We start from the raw sequence: 17586 nt of genomic DNA on the forward strand, positions 1-17586 counted from the left end.
CCGAACAATCACAATCAAAAGGAGCCCGACAGTGATCGACACATTCAACCGAACCGGACCACTCATGGAAGCTGCAAGTTATCCCGCCTGGGCACAACAGCTCATCAAGGATTGCAGCGAGAGTAAGCGCCGGGTTGTCGAACACGAACTGTATCAGCGCATGCGTGATAACAAACTCAGCGCAAAAACCATGCGTCAGTACCTTATTGGTGGCTGGCCAGTGGTCGAACAGTTCGCGTTATACATGGCACAAAACCTGACCAAGACCCGTTTCGCCCGTCATCCCGGTGAAGACATGGCGCGACGATGGCTCATGCGCAATATTCGCGTGGAACTCAACCACGCCGATTATTGGGTGCACTGGAGCCGGGCCCATGGCGTCAGCCTGGAAGATTTGCAGGCGCAACAGGTGGCCCCCGAACTTCACGCCTTGAGCCATTGGTGCTGGCACACCAGTTCGGCGGATTCGCTGATCGTTGCCATCGCCGCGACCAACTACGCCATTGAGGGCGCGACCGGCGAGTGGTCGGCAGTGGTTTGCTCCACTGGCGTCTACGCGGCAGCGTTCCCGGAGGAGGACCGCAAGCGGGCGATGAAGTGGTTGAAGATGCACGCCCAGTACGACGACGCCCATCCCTGGGAGGCACTGGAAATTATCTGCACCCTGGCGGGCATGAACCCGAGCAAATCCCTGCAAGCGGAACTGCGTCAGGCTGTATGCAAGAGCTATGACTACATGCACCTGTTTCTTGAGCGTTGCATGGCGCTAGAGCATTCGGAAAAGCTGCCGCTGTTGCGTGAACGGATGGCGCTGGCCGAAAACTGATCTGAAGTTCGCGCACTAAAAAGGGGAGCCATTTGGCTCCCCTTTTTTTCAGCGGTGGCGGCTCAACCTGCCATCGTCAACCGGTTGCGGCCTTCGCGTTTGGCGACATACAGCGCACTGTCGGCACGGCGTAACAAGCTTTCGGCGGACTCGCCGGGCAATAGGGTCGAGCAGCCGAGACTGACCGTCAGTTCGATCGCCTTGCCGTCGGCCTTATATTCCTGAGCCTGCGCCGCACAGCGCAACCGTTCGCCAACCACGGCTGCGGCCTCGCGGGTGGTGTTGGATAACAGGATCAGAAACTCCTCCCCGCCAAAACGGAACACCATGTCGACGTTGCGCAGCTGGTTTTTGATCGCGGCAGCGACCGCTTTCAATACGTCGTCGCCAGCACTATGGCCGTAAACATCGTTGACGTTTTTGAAGTGATCGATGTCCAGCATCAGCAATGACAACGGCATCAGGTGGCGCCGCGACATCTCGATTTCACGCTGCAGGGTCTGGTCCATGGCGATGCGGTTGCCGGTATCGGTCAATGGATCGCGCAGTGCACTTTGGGTTGCCGCGCGGTACAGCAGGGCGTTGCGCATCGGAAAGAGCAGGGCTGAGAGCAACGATTCGAGGTTGCCCTGTTCGTGTTCGCTGAAGCGCTGATTGCGCCGAAACACCAGTTCACCCAACTGCTCGCCTTCATGACTGAGGCTGTAGCTGACCGAATGATGGCCGCGCTGGCCGAACTCCAGACGCAAATCGCTGGCCGGATGCTCATAGGTCAGGGCATCCAGCGGCACCAGACGCTGAATTTCACGGAAGAACAGACCGAGAATGCGTTGTGGCTCAAGACTGGTTTGCAACTGTTGGCTCAGTTGCTGACGCAACTGCGCCAGGCTCGCCGGCCTTTCCAGAAGAGCTGGCTGCTGACCGAAGCCCAGGCGTTGCAATTTGGCGCTATCAAAGTCAATTGCGTTGGTCTGGGAAGGCGATTTCATATGGCGTGAGCCCCTAAGCAGTAAGGCTGTCTTACAGGCTGGGTGAGAGCGGCGTGGGCTGCGCGTCATACTGGTCCATCAGTCCCGCAGGACAATTGACGCAAGTTTAGTCCGCTTTGCCGAAGATTAGTAACCTATCGACTGAGGCGTTGGCCCGCTTGCTTCACTCGGCGTGTCTGAACAACTTTAGAGCGAAAGTCGTGCCATTCAGTTCATTCGGATAAAAATCGTTCTGAATCAATATGCTGCGACGGTATTTGGTAAGCGTGAGGGTTTTTAGCGCCGGCCAATTGACTCTATAGCGCAGTAGTTGCAGCGGAGTTTCAGTGCCGCGACGGTAAGCCGGCGCGGCACTAAATGCGACGCGCGGTTGTTACTGGGCGTTAAACGCCTGGCCATTGATACCGATGCTGTCCGGACCCATCAAGTAGAGATAGACGGGCATGATCTCTTCCGGGGCAGGGTTGTTCTGCGGGTTTTCGGCCGGATAAGCCTGGGCACGCATGCTGGTGCGGGTCGCGCCCGGATTAACGCTGTTGGAGCGCACTGGCGCGACGTTTTCAACTTCATCGGCCAAGGTTTGCATCAGACCTTCCGTTGCAAACTTGGACACGCCATAAGCGCCCCAATACGCGCGACCCTTGCGACCGACGCTGCTTGAAGTGAACACCACCGAAGCGTCCCGAGACAGCTTGAGCAACGGCAGAAGAGTGCTGGTGAGCATGAACATCGCGTTGACGTTGACGTGCATGACACGCATGAAATTCTCGCCCGACAACTGCTCGAGCGGTGTACGCGGACCAATGATCGAGGCGTTGTGCAGCAAACCGTCGAGGTGGCCGAATTCGGTTTCGATCATCGCGGCCAGCTCATCGTATTGATGGGGCAGGGCGGTTTCGAGATTGAACGGAATCACCGCCGGCTGAGGATGGCCGGCGGCTTCGATTTCGTCATAGACCTGAGTCAGGTTGGCTTCGGTCTTGCCCAGCAGCAACACGGTGGCGCCGTGAGCGGCGTAGGTTTTCGCAGCGGCGGCGCCAATACCCCGGCCAGCGCCAGTGACCAGGATGACCCGGTCCTTGAGCAATTCAGGGCGGGCGGAATAATCAAACATAAAAAAACCTCATAACAATTCAACAGTAGGCACGCGTCACCTGTGGTGAGGGGGCTTGCCCCCGTCAGGTCAGCAGCTACAAAGGGCGCTGTCGAGCACCTTGCGCAACTCCAGCGGATGATCGACCACGACGTCCGCGCCCCAATGCCGGGGATTATCGTCCGGATGAATGTAGCCGTACGTCACCGCGGCGGTCTTGGTGCCAGCATCACGGCCGGATTCGATATCGCGCAAGTCATCGCCCACGAACAGCACGCTGGCCGGATCGAGGTCGAGCATCTTGCAGGCCAGGATCAGCGGCTCCGGGTCCGGTTTGCTGTTCTTCACGTGGTCGGGGCAAATCAGCAGCGCCGAACGCTCGGCCAGCCCCAGTTGCTGCATGATCGGCTCGGCGAAGCGCAGCGGTTTGTTGGTCACCACGCCCCAGATCAGGTTGGCTTTCTCGATGTCGGCGAGCAATTCGCCCATACCGTCGAAAAGCTTGCTGTGAACCGCACAACCGGCCAGATAGCGCTCCAGGAACTCGAGTCGCAACGCTTCAAAGCCCGGCGATTCCGGGTCCATGGAGAAGGTCACGGCGACCATCGCTTTGGCGCCACCCGAGATCTCGTCACGGATGTGCTTGTCGTTCATCGGTGGCAAGCCGCGGTCGGCGCGCATTGCCTGGCAGATCGCGATGAAGTCCGGCGCGGTGTCGAGCAGCGTGCCGTCCATGTCGAAAAGGACTGCTCTGATACGCATCGGCTTATTCCTCGCGCAGGGTCTGGATCATGTAATTGACGTCAACATCGGACGCCAGTTTGTAATGCTTGGTCAGCGGGTTGTACGTCAGGCCGATGATGTCCTTGACGGTCAGGCCTGCCATGCGGCTCCAGGCACCGAGCTCGGAAGGCCGGATGAATTTCTTGAAGTCGTGGGTGCCACGCGGCAGCAACTTCATGATGTATTCGGCGCCGACGATGGCGAACAGGTAGGCCTTCGGGTTGCGGTTGATCGTCGAGAAAAACACTTGGCCGCCCGGCTTGACCATGCGGAAACAGGCGCGGATCACCGAGGACGGGTCCGGCACGTGCTCAAGCATTTCCAGGCAGGTGACGACGTCGAATTGTTCAGGCATTTCCTCGGCGAGGTCTTCGGCGGTGATCTGCCGGTATTCGACGCTCACTCCGGATTCCAGTTGGTGCAATTGCGCGACCGCCAACGGCGCTTCGCCCATGTCAATGCCCATTACGGTGGCGCCGCGCTGGGCCATGGCCTCGCTGAGAATGCCGCCGCCGCAACCGACGTCGAGGACTTTTTTGCCCGCCAGGCTGACACGCTCGTCAATCCAGTTGACGCGCAGCGGGTTGATGTCGTGCAGCGGTTTGAACTCGCTTTCGCGGTCCCACCAGCGATGGGCCAGGGCTTCGAATTTTGCGATTTCGGCGTGGTCGACGTTGCTCATGGTTCAGTCCTCTAAAACTTGAAAAATCCTGTAGCCCCGGTGGTGGGTCCGGGGTGCTTACGATTCGGTGTGGCCGCTGATGCGCTGGCCCCAGGCCTTGGCGGTGGCGCACAGCTGTTCTTCATCCAGGCGCGTCAGGCGCCGGTCGTCGAGCAGCTGTTTGCCGGCGACCCACAGGTGTTTCACGCAGTCGCGGCCGGTGGCGTATATAAGCTGCGAAACCGGGTCGTAGACCGGTTGCTGCGCCAGGCCGGACAGGTCAAACGCGACGATGTCGGCGGCTTTGCCGATCTCCAGCGAGCCCGTGTCTGCTTCGATCCCCAGCGCCCGCGCGCCGTTGAGCGTGGCCATGCGCAGCGCACTGTGGGCGCCGAGCGCGGTGGCGGAGCCGGCGACGGCTTTGGCCAGCAGCGCGGCGGTACGGGTTTCGCCGAGCAGGTCGAGGTCATTATTGCTGGCCGCGCCGTCGGTGCCGACCGCGACGTTGACGCCCGCCTGCCACAACCGCTCGACCGGGCAAAAACCGCTGGCCAGCTTCAGGTTCGACTCCGGGCAATGAATCACATGGGTGTTGCTTTCTACCAGCAACACCAGGTCTTCATCGCTGATCTGGGTCATGTGAACCGCCTGGAAGCGCGGTCCCAGCAAGCCGAGACGACCGAGTCGGGCCAGCGGCCGTTCGCCACGCTGTTCGACCGATTGCTGCACTTCGAAGGCGGTTTCGTGGACGTGCATGTGAATCGAGGCGTCCAGCTCTTCGGCGATCACCCGGATTTTCTCCAGATTCTCGTCGCCGACGGTGTACGGCGCGTGGGGGCCGAACGTGACTTTGATGCGCTCGTGATGTTTGAGATCGCCAAACAATTCCACGCCCTGACGAATGGCTTCGTCGGCCGAACTGGCGCCGGGGATCGGGAAGTCGAGGATCGGAATCGCGATTTGCGCGCGTATGCCGCTGTTGTGCACGCGCTCGCTGGCAACCTTCGGGAAGAAATACATGTCAGAGAAACAGGTGATGCCACCTTTTATCTGTTCGGCGATGGCCAGGTCGGTGCCGTCACGGACGAACGCCTCATCGACCCACTTGGCCTCGGCGGGCCAGATGTGGTTTTCCAGCCAGGTCATCAGCGGCAAATCATCGGCCAGGCCGCGGAACAGCGTCATCGCCGCATGCCCGTGGGCATTGATCAGGCCCGGGCTGAGCAACATGCCCGGCAACTCGCGCACTTCGGTTGCGTTAAGCTTCAGCGCAGCCTCGCGCGGGCCGATAAACACAATACGCCCGTCGCGAATGCCCAGGCCGTGCTCCTTCAGGACAACGCCAGCAGGTTCGACGGGTACCAGCCAGGTCGGCAGCAACAACAGGTCGAGCGCAGCGGCAGTGTTCGGCATCGAAGGTCGGTTCCAGTGCTTTTGTAAGGATGGCGAAGTATACCCGAGCGTCTTCGCGGGGGGATCGCTATAATCGGCGGCTTTTGTTCATGAGTGCGGGGTGATTGATGCGCGATCGACTGTTGGCTGCGGAGAAAGTGAAGGCCATCGATTGGCGTGATGGCGCCCTGTATCTGCTGGATCAGCGCATTCTGCCGTTCGAAGAAACCTGGATCGCCTACTCCAGCGCCGCTGGGGTGGCCGAGGCCATTCGTTCGATGGTGGTGCGCGGCGCGCCGGCCATAGGCATCAGTGCCGCCTATGGCATGGTGTTGTCAGCCCGCGCGCGGATTGCCGAGGGCGGTGACTGGCAGGCGGCGTGGGAAGAGGATTTCGCCTTGCTGGCCGATACCCGGCCCACGGCAGTGAATCTGTTCTGGGCCTTGAGTCGCATGCGCGACCGCCTGGACCGAATCAAGGGCGATGCCGACCCGCTGGCGGCGCTTGAGGCGGAGGCCATCGCCATTCATGAAAGTGATCGCGAAGCCAACCTGACCATGGCGCAACTGGGCGTGGACCTGATCCGCAAGCATCAGGGCAATGCGCAGGCAATCCTGACGCACTGCAACACGGGTGCGCTGGCGACGGGCGGTTTCGGCACGGCGCTGGGGGTGATTCGCGCGGCTTTCATCGAGGGTATGGTCGAGCGCGTCTACGCCGACGAAACCCGTCCGTGGCTGCAAGGTTCGCGCTTGACCGCGTGGGAATTGGCCAATGAAGGCATTCCCGTGACGGTAAATGCCGACTCCGCTGCGGCGCACATCATGAAAACCAAAGGCGTGACCTGGGTGATCGTCGGTGCCGACCGGATCACCGCCAATGGCGATGTGGCGAACAAGATCGGCACTTATCAACTGGCGGTCAACGCCATGCACCACGGCGTGCGTTTCATGGTCGTCGCGCCGAGCTCGACCATCGACATGAACCTGGCCAGCGGTGACGAAATTCCTATCGAAGAACGCGACGGTCGCGAATTGCTGGAGGTCGGCGGCAAGCGCGTCGGAGCGGACGTCGATGCGTTCAATCCGGTGTTCGACGTGACGCCGGCCGACCTGATTGATGCGATCGTCACCGAAAAAGGCATCGTCGAGCGGCCGGACACCGCGAAGATGGCGCAGTTGATGTGCCGCAAGCGCCTGCATTAAAGCGGTCTGGCGCCTGATAAATCGCCTCCGCGAGCACGCCTATTCCCACAATTGATTGATGTGAGGCCATGATCTCAGGCCCACCAGTGAACCAATGTGGGAGCGGGCGTGCTCGCGAAGTGGCAGTTACAGCCACCAAATAACCCTCATTCATCTACAGAATCTGCATTCATTGCGGCTCTAAGCCCCTCTCGTCTCCTTCAAGCCTGTCACCGGTCAACTAACTATGCTCCATGCTCATATGGGGGATAGGTGCGTGGCGGCTCTTGTGATAACATCCGGCGTTTTCCGAGGCAGTCCCGCGGGGTTGTCTTAACTGCGCAAATCCATGGCAAAAATCGTTGGTTTGTCGTAAGTCGGTGCATGGCACTCAGCCTGCAACGGCGAGCTTCGTTCGTCCCATATGGATGTGACGAGGTTTCACCAGAAAAAGGAATCGAGCTTCTCATGGGCGAACTGGCCAAAGAAATCCTACCGGTCAATATCGAAGACGAGCTGAAGCAGTCCTACCTCGACTACGCAATGAGCGTAATTGTCGGGCGGGCCCTGCCGGATGCGCGCGATGGCTTGAAGCCCGTGCACCGGCGTGTGCTGTTCGCGATGAGCGAGCTGGGTAACGACTTCAACAAGCCGTACAAGAAATCTGCCCGTGTTGTCGGTGACGTGATCGGTAAATATCACCCGCACGGTGATACCGCTGTCTACGACACCATCGTTCGGATGGCGCAGCCATTCTCGCTGCGCTACCTGCTGGTAGACGGTCAGGGCAACTTCGGTTCGGTGGACGGCGACAACGCCGCGGCCATGCGATACACCGAAGTGCGCATGACCAAGCTGGCGCACGAGCTGCTGGCTGACCTGCACAAAGAAACCGTGGACTGGGTGCCGAACTACGACGGCACCGAAATGATCCCGGCGGTCATGCCGACCCGTATTCCCAACCTGTTGGTCAACGGCTCCAGCGGTATCGCCGTGGGCATGGCGACTAACATCCCGCCGCACAACCTCGGTGAAGTCATCGACGGTTGCCTGGCGCTCATCGACAACCCCGAGTTGACCATCGATGAGCTGATGCAATACATCCCCGGTCCGGACTTCCCGACCGCCGCGATCATCAACGGTCGCGCCGGCATCATCGAAGCCTACCGCACCGGTCGCGGGCGCATTTACATGCGTGCGCGTTCGACGATTGAAGACATCGACAAGGTCGGTGGTCGCCAACAGATCGTTATCACCGAACTCCCTTACCAGTTGAACAAGGCCCGTCTGATCGAGAAGATCGCCGAGCTGGTTAAAGAGAAGAAGCTGGAAGGCATCACCGAACTGCGCGACGAGTCCGACAAAGACGGTATGCGCGTGGTGATCGAACTGCGTCGCGGCGAAGTGCCTGAGGTGATCCTCAACAACCTCTACGCCCAGACCCAGTTGCAAGCGGTGTTCGGTATCAACATCGTTGCGCTGATCGACGGCCGTCCACGGATACTGAACCTCAAGGACCTGCTGGAAGCCTTCGTTCGTCACCGTCGCGAAGTGGTTACCCGCCGCACCGTGTTCGAGCTGCGTAAAGCCCGCGAACGTGGTCACATCCTGGAAGGTCAAGCCGTTGCCCTGTCGAACATCGACCCGGTCATCGCCCTGATCAAAGCCTCGCCAACGCCGTCGGAAGCCAAGGAAGCGCTGATCAAGACTGCGTGGGAATCTTCCGCCGTGGTTGCGATGGTTGAGCGCGCCGGTGCCGATTCATGCCGTCCGGAGACCCTGGACCCGCAATACGGCCTGCGTGAAGGCAAGTACTTCCTGTCGCCAGAACAGGCGCAAGCCATTCTGGAACTGCGTCTGCACCGTCTGACCGGTCTGGAACACGAAAAGCTGCTGGCCGAGTATCAAGAGATTCTCAACCAGATCGGCGAACTGATCCGCATCCTCAGCAGCGCCACGCGCCTGATGGAAGTGATCCGCGAAGAGCTGGAAGTGATCCGCGCCGAATACGGCGACGTGCGCCGCACCGAAATTCTCGATGCCCGTCTCGACCTGACCCTGGGTGACATGATCCCGGAAGAAGAGCGCGTCGTGACCATCTCCCACGGTGGCTACGCCAAGACCCAGCCATTGGCTGCGTACCAGGCCCAGCGTCGTGGCGGCAAAGGCAAATCGGCGACCGGCGTCAAGGATGAGGACTACATCGCTCACCTGCTGGTTGCCAACAGCCACACCACGCTGCTGCTATTCTCCAGCAAAGGCAAAGTGTACTGGCTGAAAACCTACGAAATTCCGGAAGCCTCGCGCGCGGCCCGTGGTCGTCCGCTGGTCAACCTGCTGCCGCTGGACAGTGATGAATACATCACCACCATGCTGCCGGTCGACGAATACACCGAAGGTCACTTCATCTTCATGGCGACCGCCAAAGGCACCGTGAAGAAGACCCCGCTGGAATCTTTCAGCCGTCAACGCAGCGTCGGCCTGATCGCGCTGGAGCTGGATGAAGGCGACGTGCTGATTTCCGCTTCCATTACCGACGGCAGCCGCGAAGTCATGCTGTTCTCCGACGGCGGCAAGGTGACTCGCTTCAAGGAAACCGACGTTCGCGCCATGGGTCGTACGGCTCGCGGTGTTCGCGGCATGCGCCTGCCGGAAGGGCAGAAGCTGATTTCCATGCTGATCCCGGAAGAAGGCAGCCAGATCCTAACCGCTTCGGCGCGTGGTTTCGGCAAGCGCACGGCGATCACCGAGTTCCCTGAGTACAAACGTGGCGGTCAAGGCGTTATCGCCATGGTCAGCAACGACCGTAACGGCCGTCTGGTCGGCGCGGTCCAGGTGCTCGACGGTGAAGAGATCATGCTGATTTCCGACCAGGGCACCCTGGTTCGTACCCGTGTCGACGAAGTCTCCAGCCTGGGGCGTAACACCCAGGGCGTGACCCTGATCAAATTGGCCAGCGATGAAACGCTGGTCGGTCTGGAGCGGGTTCAGGAACCGTCGGAAGTCGAGGGCGAAGAGCTCGAAGGCGAAGAGGGCGAAGAAGGTGCAGTGTTCGACGGTGAGGTCGTGATCGACGACGTTGCCGAAGACCAGCAACTCGACGCCGCAGCCGACGAAGAACCGCAGCAATAAGCGGACAAGCAGGGGGCGGATGAGAATTCGCCCCTTGTTGTTTGTCCCTTTTGAAAGTTTTGACACTCATGGAGATCTTGTGTGGGTGCCGGGCTTTTGTGGCGAGGGGGCTTGCCCCCGTTGGGGTGCGAAGTGCCCCTGAAACCAGTCACCGCAATCTCGCATTAGCGCGCGGCGACTGGTTTGCGATTGCTACGCAATCGAACGGGGGCAAGCCCCCTCGCCACAGGCAAGCCCGCTCCCACATTGGGTCTTTGTGTCGACTGATATCGTGATTTATTGCGTGATACCACCAAATCAGAGCGAGATTGGATGTGAGCAAGAGAGCCTATAACTTCTGTGCCGGTCCTGCGGCGCTGCCTGAAGCTGTCCTGAAGCGCGCTCAGGGTGAGCTCCTCGATTGGCACGGCAAGGGCCTGTCGGTCATGGAAATGAGCCATCGCAGTGATGAGTTCGTGTCCATTGCGACCAAGGCCGAGCAGGATCTGCGTGATCTGCTGAATATCCCCTCGAACTATAAAGTGCTGTTTCTGCAAGGCGGCGCCAGCCAGCAATTTGCCCAGATTCCGCTGAACCTGTTGCCTGAAAGTGGCACCGCCGACTATATCGACACCGGTATCTGGTCGCAGAAAGCCATCGAAGAAGCTTCGCGCTACGGCCACGTCAACGTTGCCGCGACTGCCAAGCCTTACGACTATTTCGCTATTCCCGGTCAAAACGAATGGAGCCTGTCCAAAGACGCGGCCTACGTTCACTACGCACCGAATGAAACCATTGGCGGTCTGGAATTCCAGTGGATTCCCGAGACCGGGGATGTACCGCTGGTTGCCGACATGTCCTCGGACATTCTGTCGCGTCCAGTCGATATTTCGCGCTTCGGCATGATCTACGCCGGTGCCCAGAAAAATATCGGCCCGAGCGGTATCGTCGTCAACATCGTTCGCGAAGACCTGCTGGGCAAGGCGCGCTCGCTGTGCCCGACCATGCTCGACTACAAGGTCGCGGCCGATAACGGCTCGATGTACAACACTCCGCCGACACTGGCCTGGTACTTGTCGGGTCTGGTATTCGAATGGCTGAAAGAGCAGGGTGGTGTCGAAGCCATCGGCAAGCTCAACGAGGTGAAACAGCGCACGCTGTACGACTTCATCGACGCCAGCGGCCTCTACAGCAACCCGATCAACCGCTCGGATCGCTCGTGGATGAACGTACCGTTCCGTCTGGCCGATGACCGTCTGGACAAGCCATTCCTGGCCGGTGCCGACGAGCGAGGCCTGCTGAACCTCAAAGGTCACCGTTCCGTGGGTGGCATGCGCGCCTCCATCTATAACGCCGTCGACATCGTTGCGGTCAACGCACTGGTTTCGTACATGGCAGAGTTCGAGAAGGAACACGGCTAATGTCTGAGCAAGAACTCAAGGCACTGCGCGTTCGCATTGATGCCCTGGACACCAAGGTCCTGGAGCTGATCAGTGAGCGTGCACGCTGCGCCCAGGAAGTTGCGCGAGTAAAGATGGCCTCGCTGGCCGAAGGCGAAGTGCCGGTGTTCTATCGTCCTGAGCGTGAAGCCCAGGTGCTCAAGCGCGTGATGGAACGCAATCAGGGGCCGCTGGGCAACGAAGAAATGGCGCGGCTGTTCCGCGAAATCATGTCCTCGTGCCTGGCCCTCGAGCAGCCGCTGAAAGTGGCGTACCTCGGCCCGGAAGGCACCTTTACCCAAGCGGCGGCCATGAAGCACTTCGGCCATGCGGTGATCAGCAAGCCGATGGCGGCAATCGACGAAGTGTTCCGCGAAGTGGCGGCCGGCGCGGTGAATTTTGGCGTGGTTCCGGTGGAGAACTCCACCGAGGGCGCGGTCAATCACACCCTCGACAGCTTCCTCGAGCACGACATGGTCATCTGTGGCGAAGTCGAGTTGCGGATTCACCATCACCTGCTGGTGGGTGAAAACACCAAGACCGACAGCATCAGCCGCATCTATTCCCATGCTCAGTCGCTGGCCCAGTGCCGCAAGTGGCTGGACGCGCACTACCCGAATGTCGAGCGCGTGGCGGTCTCCAGCAACGCCGAAGCGGCCAAGCGGGTCAAGGGTGAGTGGAACTCGGCGGCGATTGCCGGCGACATGGCGGCAAGTCTGTACGGGTTGACCCATCTGGCCGAGAAAATCGAGGATCGCCCGGACAACTCCACGCGTTTCCTGATGATCGGCAGCCAGGAAGTGCCGCCGACCGGCGACGACAAGACTTCGATCATCGTTTCCATGAGCAACAAACCCGGCGCGCTTCACGAATTGCTGGTGCCGTTCCATGACAACGGCATCGACCTCACGCGAATCGAGACGCGTCCTTCACGCAGCGGTAAATGGACCTACGTGTTCTTTATCGATTTCGTCGGTCATCACCGTGATCCGTTGATCAAGGGTGTATTGGAAAAGATCAGTCAGGAAGCAGTAGCACTCAAAGTGCTGGGTTCCTACCCGAAAGCAGTTCTCTAAGGGGTAGCAAATGAGTGGTGACTTCCTCGCTCTGGCACAGCCGGGCGTGCAACAACTTTCGCCGTACGTTCCGGGCAAACCCGTGGACGAACTGGCGCGTGAGCTGGACATCGATCCGGCCAACATCATCAAACTGGCGAGCAACGAAAACCCGTTGGGCGCCAGTCCAAAGGCATTGGCCGCGATTCGCGAAGCAGCGGCCGAGCTGACCCGCTATCCGGACGGCAACGGTTTTGCGCTCAAGACCTTGCTGGCCGATCAGTGCCGTGTCGAGCTGGATCAGGTGACGTTGGGCAACGGTTCCAACGACATTCTGGAGCTGGTCGCGCGCGCCTATCTGGCGCCAGGCCTGAACGCAGTGTTCAGCGAGCATGCGTTTGCGGTCTATCCGATCGTCACGCAAGCTGTGGGCGCTGACGCGCGCATCATCCCGGCCAAAGACTGGGGGCATGATCTGTCGGCGATGCTGGCGGCGATCGATGCCAACACTCGCGTGGTATTCATCGCCAACCCGAACAACCCGACCGGGACCTGGTTCGGCGCCGAAGCGCTGGACGAATTCCTTCAGGACGTTCCGGCCCATGTGCTGGTGGTGCTGGACGAAGCCTATATCGAGTACGCCGAAGGCAGCGATTTGCCGGATGGCCTGGATTATCTGGCGGCTTATCCGAACCTGCTGGTGTCGCGTACCTTCTCCAAGGCCTATGGCTTGGCGGCGTTGCGGGTCGGTTACGGCTTGTCCACCGCCGTGGTCGCAGATGTGCTGAACCGCGTGCGTCAACCGTTCAACGTAAACAGCCTGGCGCTGGCCGCTGCGTGCGCTGCATTGCAAGACACCGAATACCTGGCCGAAAGCCGTCGCTTGAACGAAGCTGGCATGCAGCAACTGCAAGCGGGTTTTGGCCAATTGGGGCTGAGCTGGATTCCGTCCAAGGGCAACTTCATCTGCGTCGATCTCGGACAAGTGGCGGCGCCGGCGTTCCAGGGCCTGCTGCGTGAAGGCGTCATCGTGCGTCCGGTGGCCAATTACGGCATGCCGAACCACTTGCGCATCACCATTGGTTTGCCGGCCGAAAACAGCCGCTTCCTTGCGGCGTTGACCAAGGTTCTGGCTCGTGGGTGATGTCACTGCGCTGCAACCTGCGGCACCTGTGATCGGCCGCCTGGTGGTGGTCGGCCTGGGGTTGATCGGCGGTTCGTTTGCCAAGGGCATGCGTGAAAGTGGCCTGTGCGGCGAAGTGGTCGGCGTCGATCTCGACCCGCAATCACGCAAACTCGCGGTCGAGTTGGGTGTAGTGGATCGCTGCGAAGAAGACCTGGCCGCCGCGTGCCAGGGCGCTGACGTGATTCAGTTGGCCGTGCCGATTCTCGCCATGGAGAAGATGCTGGCGCGCTTGGCTGGCATGCAGTTGGGTTCGGCCATTCTGACTGATGTCGGCAGCGCTAAAGGCAACGTGGTGCGCGCGGCTACCGCAGCGTTTGGCGGCATGCCGGCGCGTTTCGTGCCGGGCCATCCGATTGCCGGTTCCGAGCAAAGCGGGGTGGAAGCCTCCAATGCCGAGCTGTTTCGTCGCCATAAAGTAATCCTGACACCGCTGGAGCAAACCGATCCGGCAGCTCTGGCAGTGGTTGACCGTTTGTGGCGCGAATTGGGTGCCGATGTCGAGCACATGCAGGTCGAGCGTCATGACGAAGTGTTGGCGGCGACTAGCCATTTGCCGCACTTGCTGGCGTTCGGTTTGGTCGACTCGTTGGCCAAGCGCAATGAAAACCTTGAGATCTTCCGTTACGCTGCCGGCGGTTTCCGCGATTTCACAAGAATCGCGGGGAGCGACCCGGTCATGTGGCACGACATCTTCCTCGCCAACCGCGAAGCTGTCCTGCGCACACTCGATACATTTCGCAGCGACCTCGACGCCTTGCGCGACGCGGTCGATGCAGGGGATGGGCACCAATTGTTGGGCGTGTTTACGCGCGCCCGGGTTGCCCGCGAACATTTCAGTAAAATCCTGGCCCGCCGGGCTTATGTGGACGCTATGAACTCCAACGACCTGATTTTCCTGGCACAACCTGGTGGCCGCCTGACTGGGCGGATTCGTGTACCGGGCGACAAATCCATTTCTCACCGTTCGATCATGCTCGGGTCCCTGGCCGAAGGCGTCACCGAAGTCGAAGGCTTCCTTGAAGGCGAAGACGCGCTGGCGACCTTGCAAGCCTTCCGCGACATGGGGGTGGTGATCGAAGGTCCGCACCACGGTCGCGTGACCATCCACGGCGTCGGCCTGCATGGCCTGAAGCCTGCGCCGGGCCCGATCTATCTGGGCAACTCCGGCACATCGATGCGTCTGTTATCCGGCTTGTTGGCTGCGCAGAGCTTCGACAGCACGCTGACCGGTGACGCCTCGCTGTCCAAGCGTCCGATGAATCGCGTGGCCAATCCGCTACGTGAAATGGGCGCTGTGATCGAGACCGCTGCCGAAGGGCGTCCGCCGATGGTCATTCGCGGTGGCCACAAGCTCAAAGGTTTGACGTACACCATGCCGATGGCCAGCGCTCAGGTTAAGTCCTGCCTGCTGCTGGCCGGTCTGTACGCCGAAGGCAAGACCACCGTCACCGAACCGGCGCCGACCCGCGATCACACCGAGCGCATGCTGCGCGGCTTCGGCTATCCGGTCACGGTCAATGGCGCTACGGCGTCCGTCGAGTCCGGCCGCAAACTGACCGCGACCCACATCGAAGTGCCGGGCGACATCTCGTCTTCGGCGTTCTTCCTGGTCGCGGCATCGATCGCCGAAGGCTCCGAACTGGTGCTGGAACACGTCGGCATCAACCCGACCCGGACTGGCGTCATCGACATCCTGCGTCTGATGGGCGCCGACATCACTCTGGAAAACCAGCGTGAAGTTGGCGGCGAGCCGGTTGCTGATCTGCGTGTACGTGCAGCCAAGCTCAAAGGTATCGAGATTCCGGAGGCGTTGGTGCCACTGGCCATCGACGAGTTCCCGGTGCTGTTCGTAGCAGCGGCATGTGCCGAAGGGCGCACCATCCTGCGCGGCGCCGAGGAATTGCGGGTCAAGGAATCGGACCGGATTCAGGTCATGGCCGACGGCTTGCTCGCGTTGGGCGTTAAATGTGAGCCGACCCCGGATGGCATCATCATCGACGGCGGCCTGATTGGCGGCGGCGAAGTGCACGGTCACGGCGATCACCGGATTGCCATGGCCTTCAGCGTTGCCTCGTTGCGCGCCACTGCACCGATCCGCATCCATGATTGCGCCAACGTCGCGACTTCGTTCCCGAACTTCCTGGCGTTGTGCGCGCAAGTCGGCATCCGTGTTGCACAAGAGGCTCAGTCGTGAATATCAAGCCACCGGTTATCACCATCGACGGACCTAGCGGTTCGGGCAAAGGCACCATCGCCGGGATTCTGGCCAAGCGCCTGGGGTGGTGTTTGCTGGATTCTGGTGCGCTGTACCGTTTGCTGGCATTCGCCGCGCGCAACCATGGCGTGGATCTCACCAACGAAGAGTCGCTGAAGCTGTTGGCCGCTCATCTGGACGTGCAGTTCGTCGGCGCGACCGAAGGTCATCCGCAGCGAATCATCCTCGAAGGTGACGATGTCACCGATGATTTGCGTAATGAACAAGTCGGTGCCTGGGCATCCCAGGTCGCCGCGCTGCCGGCGGTACGCGATGCTCTGTTGCAGCGCCAGCGGGCGTTTCAGGAGGCGCCGGGCCTGGTGGCCGATGGTCGCGACATGGGCACCGTGGTTTTTCCGGATGCGCCACTGAAGATATTCCTCACTGCCAGTGCCGAGGAGCGGGCGCGCCGTCGATACTTGCAGTTGAAGGGCAAAGTCGATGGTGTTAGTCTGTCGAGTCTGCTAGATGAGATACGTGTCCGCGACGAGCGCGACACCCAGCGAGCGGTATCCCCGCTCAAGCCGGCGGCTGACGCCATCCAGCTGGATTCCACGGAATTATCCATCGATCAGGTGCTGGAACGCATCATGAGCGAGATCGCACTACGCGATATCGCCGGATGACCAAGAAGCTCTGCAGGGGACCAGTCATAGTCTTGCAATGCTTCTTTAAATGAACGTAACCCACGTCGTCTGGGATGTGGAGATGGGCGTATCCTTCGCCCTTATTCAACAGGAATTAAAATGAGCGAAAGCTTTGCGGAACTCTTTGAAGAAAGCCTAAAAACCCTGAACCTTCAGGCAGGCTCCATCATCACCGGTGTTATCGTTGATATCGATTACCAGGCTCGCTGGGTAACCGTTCACGCTGGCCTGAAGTCTGAAGCACTCATCCCGCTTGAGCAGTTCTACAACGACGCTGGCGATCTGACTATCAATGTCGGTGACGAAGTTCACGTTGCGCTGGACTCGGTTGAAGACGGCTTTGGTGAAACCAAGCTGTCCCGTGAAAAAGCCAAGCGCGCTGAATGCTGGATTGTTCTGGAAGCAGCCTTCGCAGCCGAAGAAGTGGTCAAGGGCGTTATCAACGGTAAGGTTAAAGGCGGCTTCACTGTCGACGTTAACGGCATCCGTGCGTTCCTGCCAGGTTCTCTGGTTGACGTCCGTCCTGTGCGCGATACTACGCACCTGGAAGGCAAAGAGCTGGAATTCAAGGTCATCAAGCTTGACCAGAAACGCAACAACGTTGTCGTTTCCCGTCGTAGCGTCCTCGAAGCCGAGAACTCCGCCGAGCGTGAAGCTCTGCTGGAATCCCTGCAGGAAGGTCAACAAGTCAAAGGTATCGTCAAAAACCTCACCGATTACGGCGCATTCGTCGATCTGGGTGGCGTCGATGGCCTGCTGCACATTACCGACATGGCTTGGAAGCGTATCAAGCATCCTTCCGAAATCGTCAACGTTGGCGACGAGATCGATGTCAAGGTTCTGAAGTACGATCGCGAACGCAATCGTGTTTCCCTGGGAGCCCGGACCGCCCTTGCGCGCGTCGTAGGTCACCAGGTCGGCGGCGGTATGCTCGACGACTTTGCCGCGACGGTCGGTGGTGCGCTT

At 60.0% G+C, this 17586-nt stretch carries 14 protein-coding genes; 9 read left to right on the forward strand and 5 right to left on the reverse strand.

Going from position 1 to position 17586, the window contains the following annotated elements; translation table 11 throughout:
• Nucleotides 1-64 precede the first annotated feature (64 nt).
• A complete protein-coding gene (locus tag ACQKP4_RS13935) occupies nucleotides 65-826 on the forward strand; it encodes a TenA family transcriptional regulator (protein WP_427633969.1) in 762 nt (253 codons plus the stop codon).
• A gap of 62 nt (nucleotides 827-888) precedes the next feature.
• Here the strand turns inward: ACQKP4_RS13935 and ACQKP4_RS13940 are convergent, their stop codons facing one another.
• The 5 genes from ACQKP4_RS13940 to ACQKP4_RS13960 form a co-directional block, all read right to left on the reverse strand.
• Nucleotides 889-1815 carry a GGDEF domain-containing protein gene (locus ACQKP4_RS13940; RefSeq protein ID WP_427633971.1) on the reverse strand — a complete coding sequence of 309 codons (927 nt, stop codon included), beginning with the start codon at nucleotides 1813-1815 and terminating at the stop codon, nucleotides 889-891.
• Between the two features lie 373 nt (nucleotides 1816-2188).
• Nucleotides 2189-2929, reverse strand: coding sequence for a YciK family oxidoreductase (locus ACQKP4_RS13945; RefSeq protein WP_427633973.1), 741 nt, complete (start codon nucleotides 2927-2929; stop codon nucleotides 2189-2191).
• 69 nt (nucleotides 2930-2998) lie between these two features.
• Entirely contained in the window at nucleotides 2999-3670 is a 672-nt protein-coding gene (gene mupP / locus ACQKP4_RS13950; RefSeq protein ID WP_283183652.1) for an N-acetylmuramic acid 6-phosphate phosphatase MupP, read from the reverse strand.
• A gap of 4 nt (nucleotides 3671-3674) precedes the next feature.
• Nucleotides 3675-4373: a bifunctional 2-polyprenyl-6-hydroxyphenol methylase/3-demethylubiquinol 3-O-methyltransferase UbiG gene (gene ubiG, locus ACQKP4_RS13955; RefSeq protein WP_427633975.1), complete on the reverse strand. Its 699-nt coding sequence runs from the start codon at nucleotides 4371-4373 to the stop codon at nucleotides 3675-3677.
• Between the two features lie 57 nt (nucleotides 4374-4430).
• Nucleotides 4431-5765: a TRZ/ATZ family hydrolase gene (locus tag ACQKP4_RS13960; RefSeq protein ID WP_427633977.1), complete on the reverse strand. Its 1335-nt coding sequence runs from the start codon at nucleotides 5763-5765 to the stop codon at nucleotides 4431-4433.
• Between the two features lie 107 nt (nucleotides 5766-5872).
• Here ACQKP4_RS13960 and mtnA point away from each other — a divergent pair, with 107 nt between their 5' ends.
• The 8 genes from mtnA to ACQKP4_RS14000 all read left to right on the forward strand — a co-directional run.
• Nucleotides 5873-6949 (forward strand): S-methyl-5-thioribose-1-phosphate isomerase, encoded by a 1077-nt coding sequence (mtnA, locus tag ACQKP4_RS13965; protein ID WP_427633979.1) that lies wholly within the window; start codon nucleotides 5873-5875, stop codon nucleotides 6947-6949.
• 447 nt (nucleotides 6950-7396) lie between these two features.
• Nucleotides 7397-10060, forward strand: coding sequence for a DNA gyrase subunit A (gyrA, locus tag ACQKP4_RS13970; RefSeq protein WP_427633981.1), 2664 nt, complete (start codon nucleotides 7397-7399; stop codon nucleotides 10058-10060).
• 314 nt (nucleotides 10061-10374) lie between these two features.
• The gene (gene serC, locus ACQKP4_RS13975; RefSeq protein WP_427633983.1) at nucleotides 10375-11460 is read left to right on the forward strand and encodes a 3-phosphoserine/phosphohydroxythreonine transaminase; all 1086 of its coding nucleotides are present in this window, start codon (nucleotides 10375-10377) and stop codon (nucleotides 11458-11460) included.
• Nucleotides 11460-12554 carry a prephenate dehydratase gene (pheA, locus tag ACQKP4_RS13980; RefSeq protein WP_427633985.1) on the forward strand — a complete coding sequence of 365 codons (1095 nt, stop codon included), beginning with the start codon at nucleotides 11460-11462 and terminating at the stop codon, nucleotides 12552-12554. The genes serC and pheA overlap by 1 nt, the downstream gene beginning before the upstream one ends.
• A 10-nt stretch (nucleotides 12555-12564) precedes the next feature.
• The gene (hisC, locus tag ACQKP4_RS13985) at nucleotides 12565-13677 is read left to right on the forward strand and encodes a histidinol-phosphate transaminase (protein WP_427633987.1); all 1113 of its coding nucleotides are present in this window, start codon (nucleotides 12565-12567) and stop codon (nucleotides 13675-13677) included.
• A 28-nt stretch (nucleotides 13678-13705) separates the two neighbouring features.
• Entirely contained in the window at nucleotides 13706-15913 is a 2208-nt protein-coding gene (locus tag ACQKP4_RS13990; RefSeq protein WP_427633993.1) for a bifunctional prephenate dehydrogenase/3-phosphoshikimate 1-carboxyvinyltransferase, read from the forward strand.
• On the forward strand, nucleotides 15910-16599 hold the full coding sequence (gene cmk, locus ACQKP4_RS13995; protein WP_427633989.1) for a (d)CMP kinase: 690 nt from the start codon (nucleotides 15910-15912) through the stop codon (nucleotides 16597-16599). Before ACQKP4_RS13990 ends, cmk begins: the two co-directional genes overlap by 4 nt.
• A 120-nt stretch (nucleotides 16600-16719) precedes the next feature.
• A partial coding sequence (locus ACQKP4_RS14000; RefSeq protein WP_427633990.1) for a S1 RNA-binding domain-containing protein occupies nucleotides 16720-17586 on the forward strand: 867 nt, incomplete at its 3' end.

It is taken from the genome of Pseudomonas sp. NPDC086278, assembly GCF_050280905.1.
Taxonomy (GTDB): Bacteria; Pseudomonadota; Gammaproteobacteria; order Pseudomonadales; family Pseudomonadaceae; genus Aquipseudomonas.

What these genes read in the sequence shown, in the direction of transcription:
- ACQKP4_RS13960 (WP_427633977.1), bottom strand. Translation starts at nt 5,765, where the DNA reads ATGCCGAACACTGCCGCTGCGCTCGACCTGTTGTTGCTGCCGACCTGG.
- gyrA (WP_427633981.1), top strand. Translation starts at nt 7,397, where the DNA reads ATGGGCGAACTGGCCAAAGAAATCCTACCGGTCAATATCGAAGACGAG.
- mtnA (WP_427633979.1), top strand. Translation starts at nt 5,873, where the DNA reads ATGCGCGATCGACTGTTGGCTGCGGAGAAAGTGAAGGCCATCGATTGG.
- hisC (WP_427633987.1), top strand. Translation starts at nt 12,565, where the DNA reads ATGAGTGGTGACTTCCTCGCTCTGGCACAGCCGGGCGTGCAACAACTT.
- mupP (WP_283183652.1), bottom strand. Translation starts at nt 3,670, where the DNA reads ATGCGTATCAGAGCAGTCCTTTTCGACATGGACGGCACGCTGCTCGAC.
- ACQKP4_RS13940 (WP_427633971.1), bottom strand. Translation starts at nt 1,815, where the DNA reads ATGAAATCGCCTTCCCAGACCAACGCAATTGACTTTGATAGCGCCAAA.
- ACQKP4_RS13935 (WP_427633969.1), top strand. Translation starts at nt 65, where the DNA reads ATGGAAGCTGCAAGTTATCCCGCCTGGGCACAACAGCTCATCAAGGAT.
- ubiG (WP_427633975.1), bottom strand. Translation starts at nt 4,373, where the DNA reads ATGAGCAACGTCGACCACGCCGAAATCGCAAAATTCGAAGCCCTGGCC.
- pheA (WP_427633985.1), top strand. Translation starts at nt 11,460, where the DNA reads ATGTCTGAGCAAGAACTCAAGGCACTGCGCGTTCGCATTGATGCCCTG.
- ACQKP4_RS13945 (WP_427633973.1), bottom strand. Translation starts at nt 2,929, where the DNA reads ATGTTTGATTATTCCGCCCGCCCTGAATTGCTCAAGGACCGGGTCATC.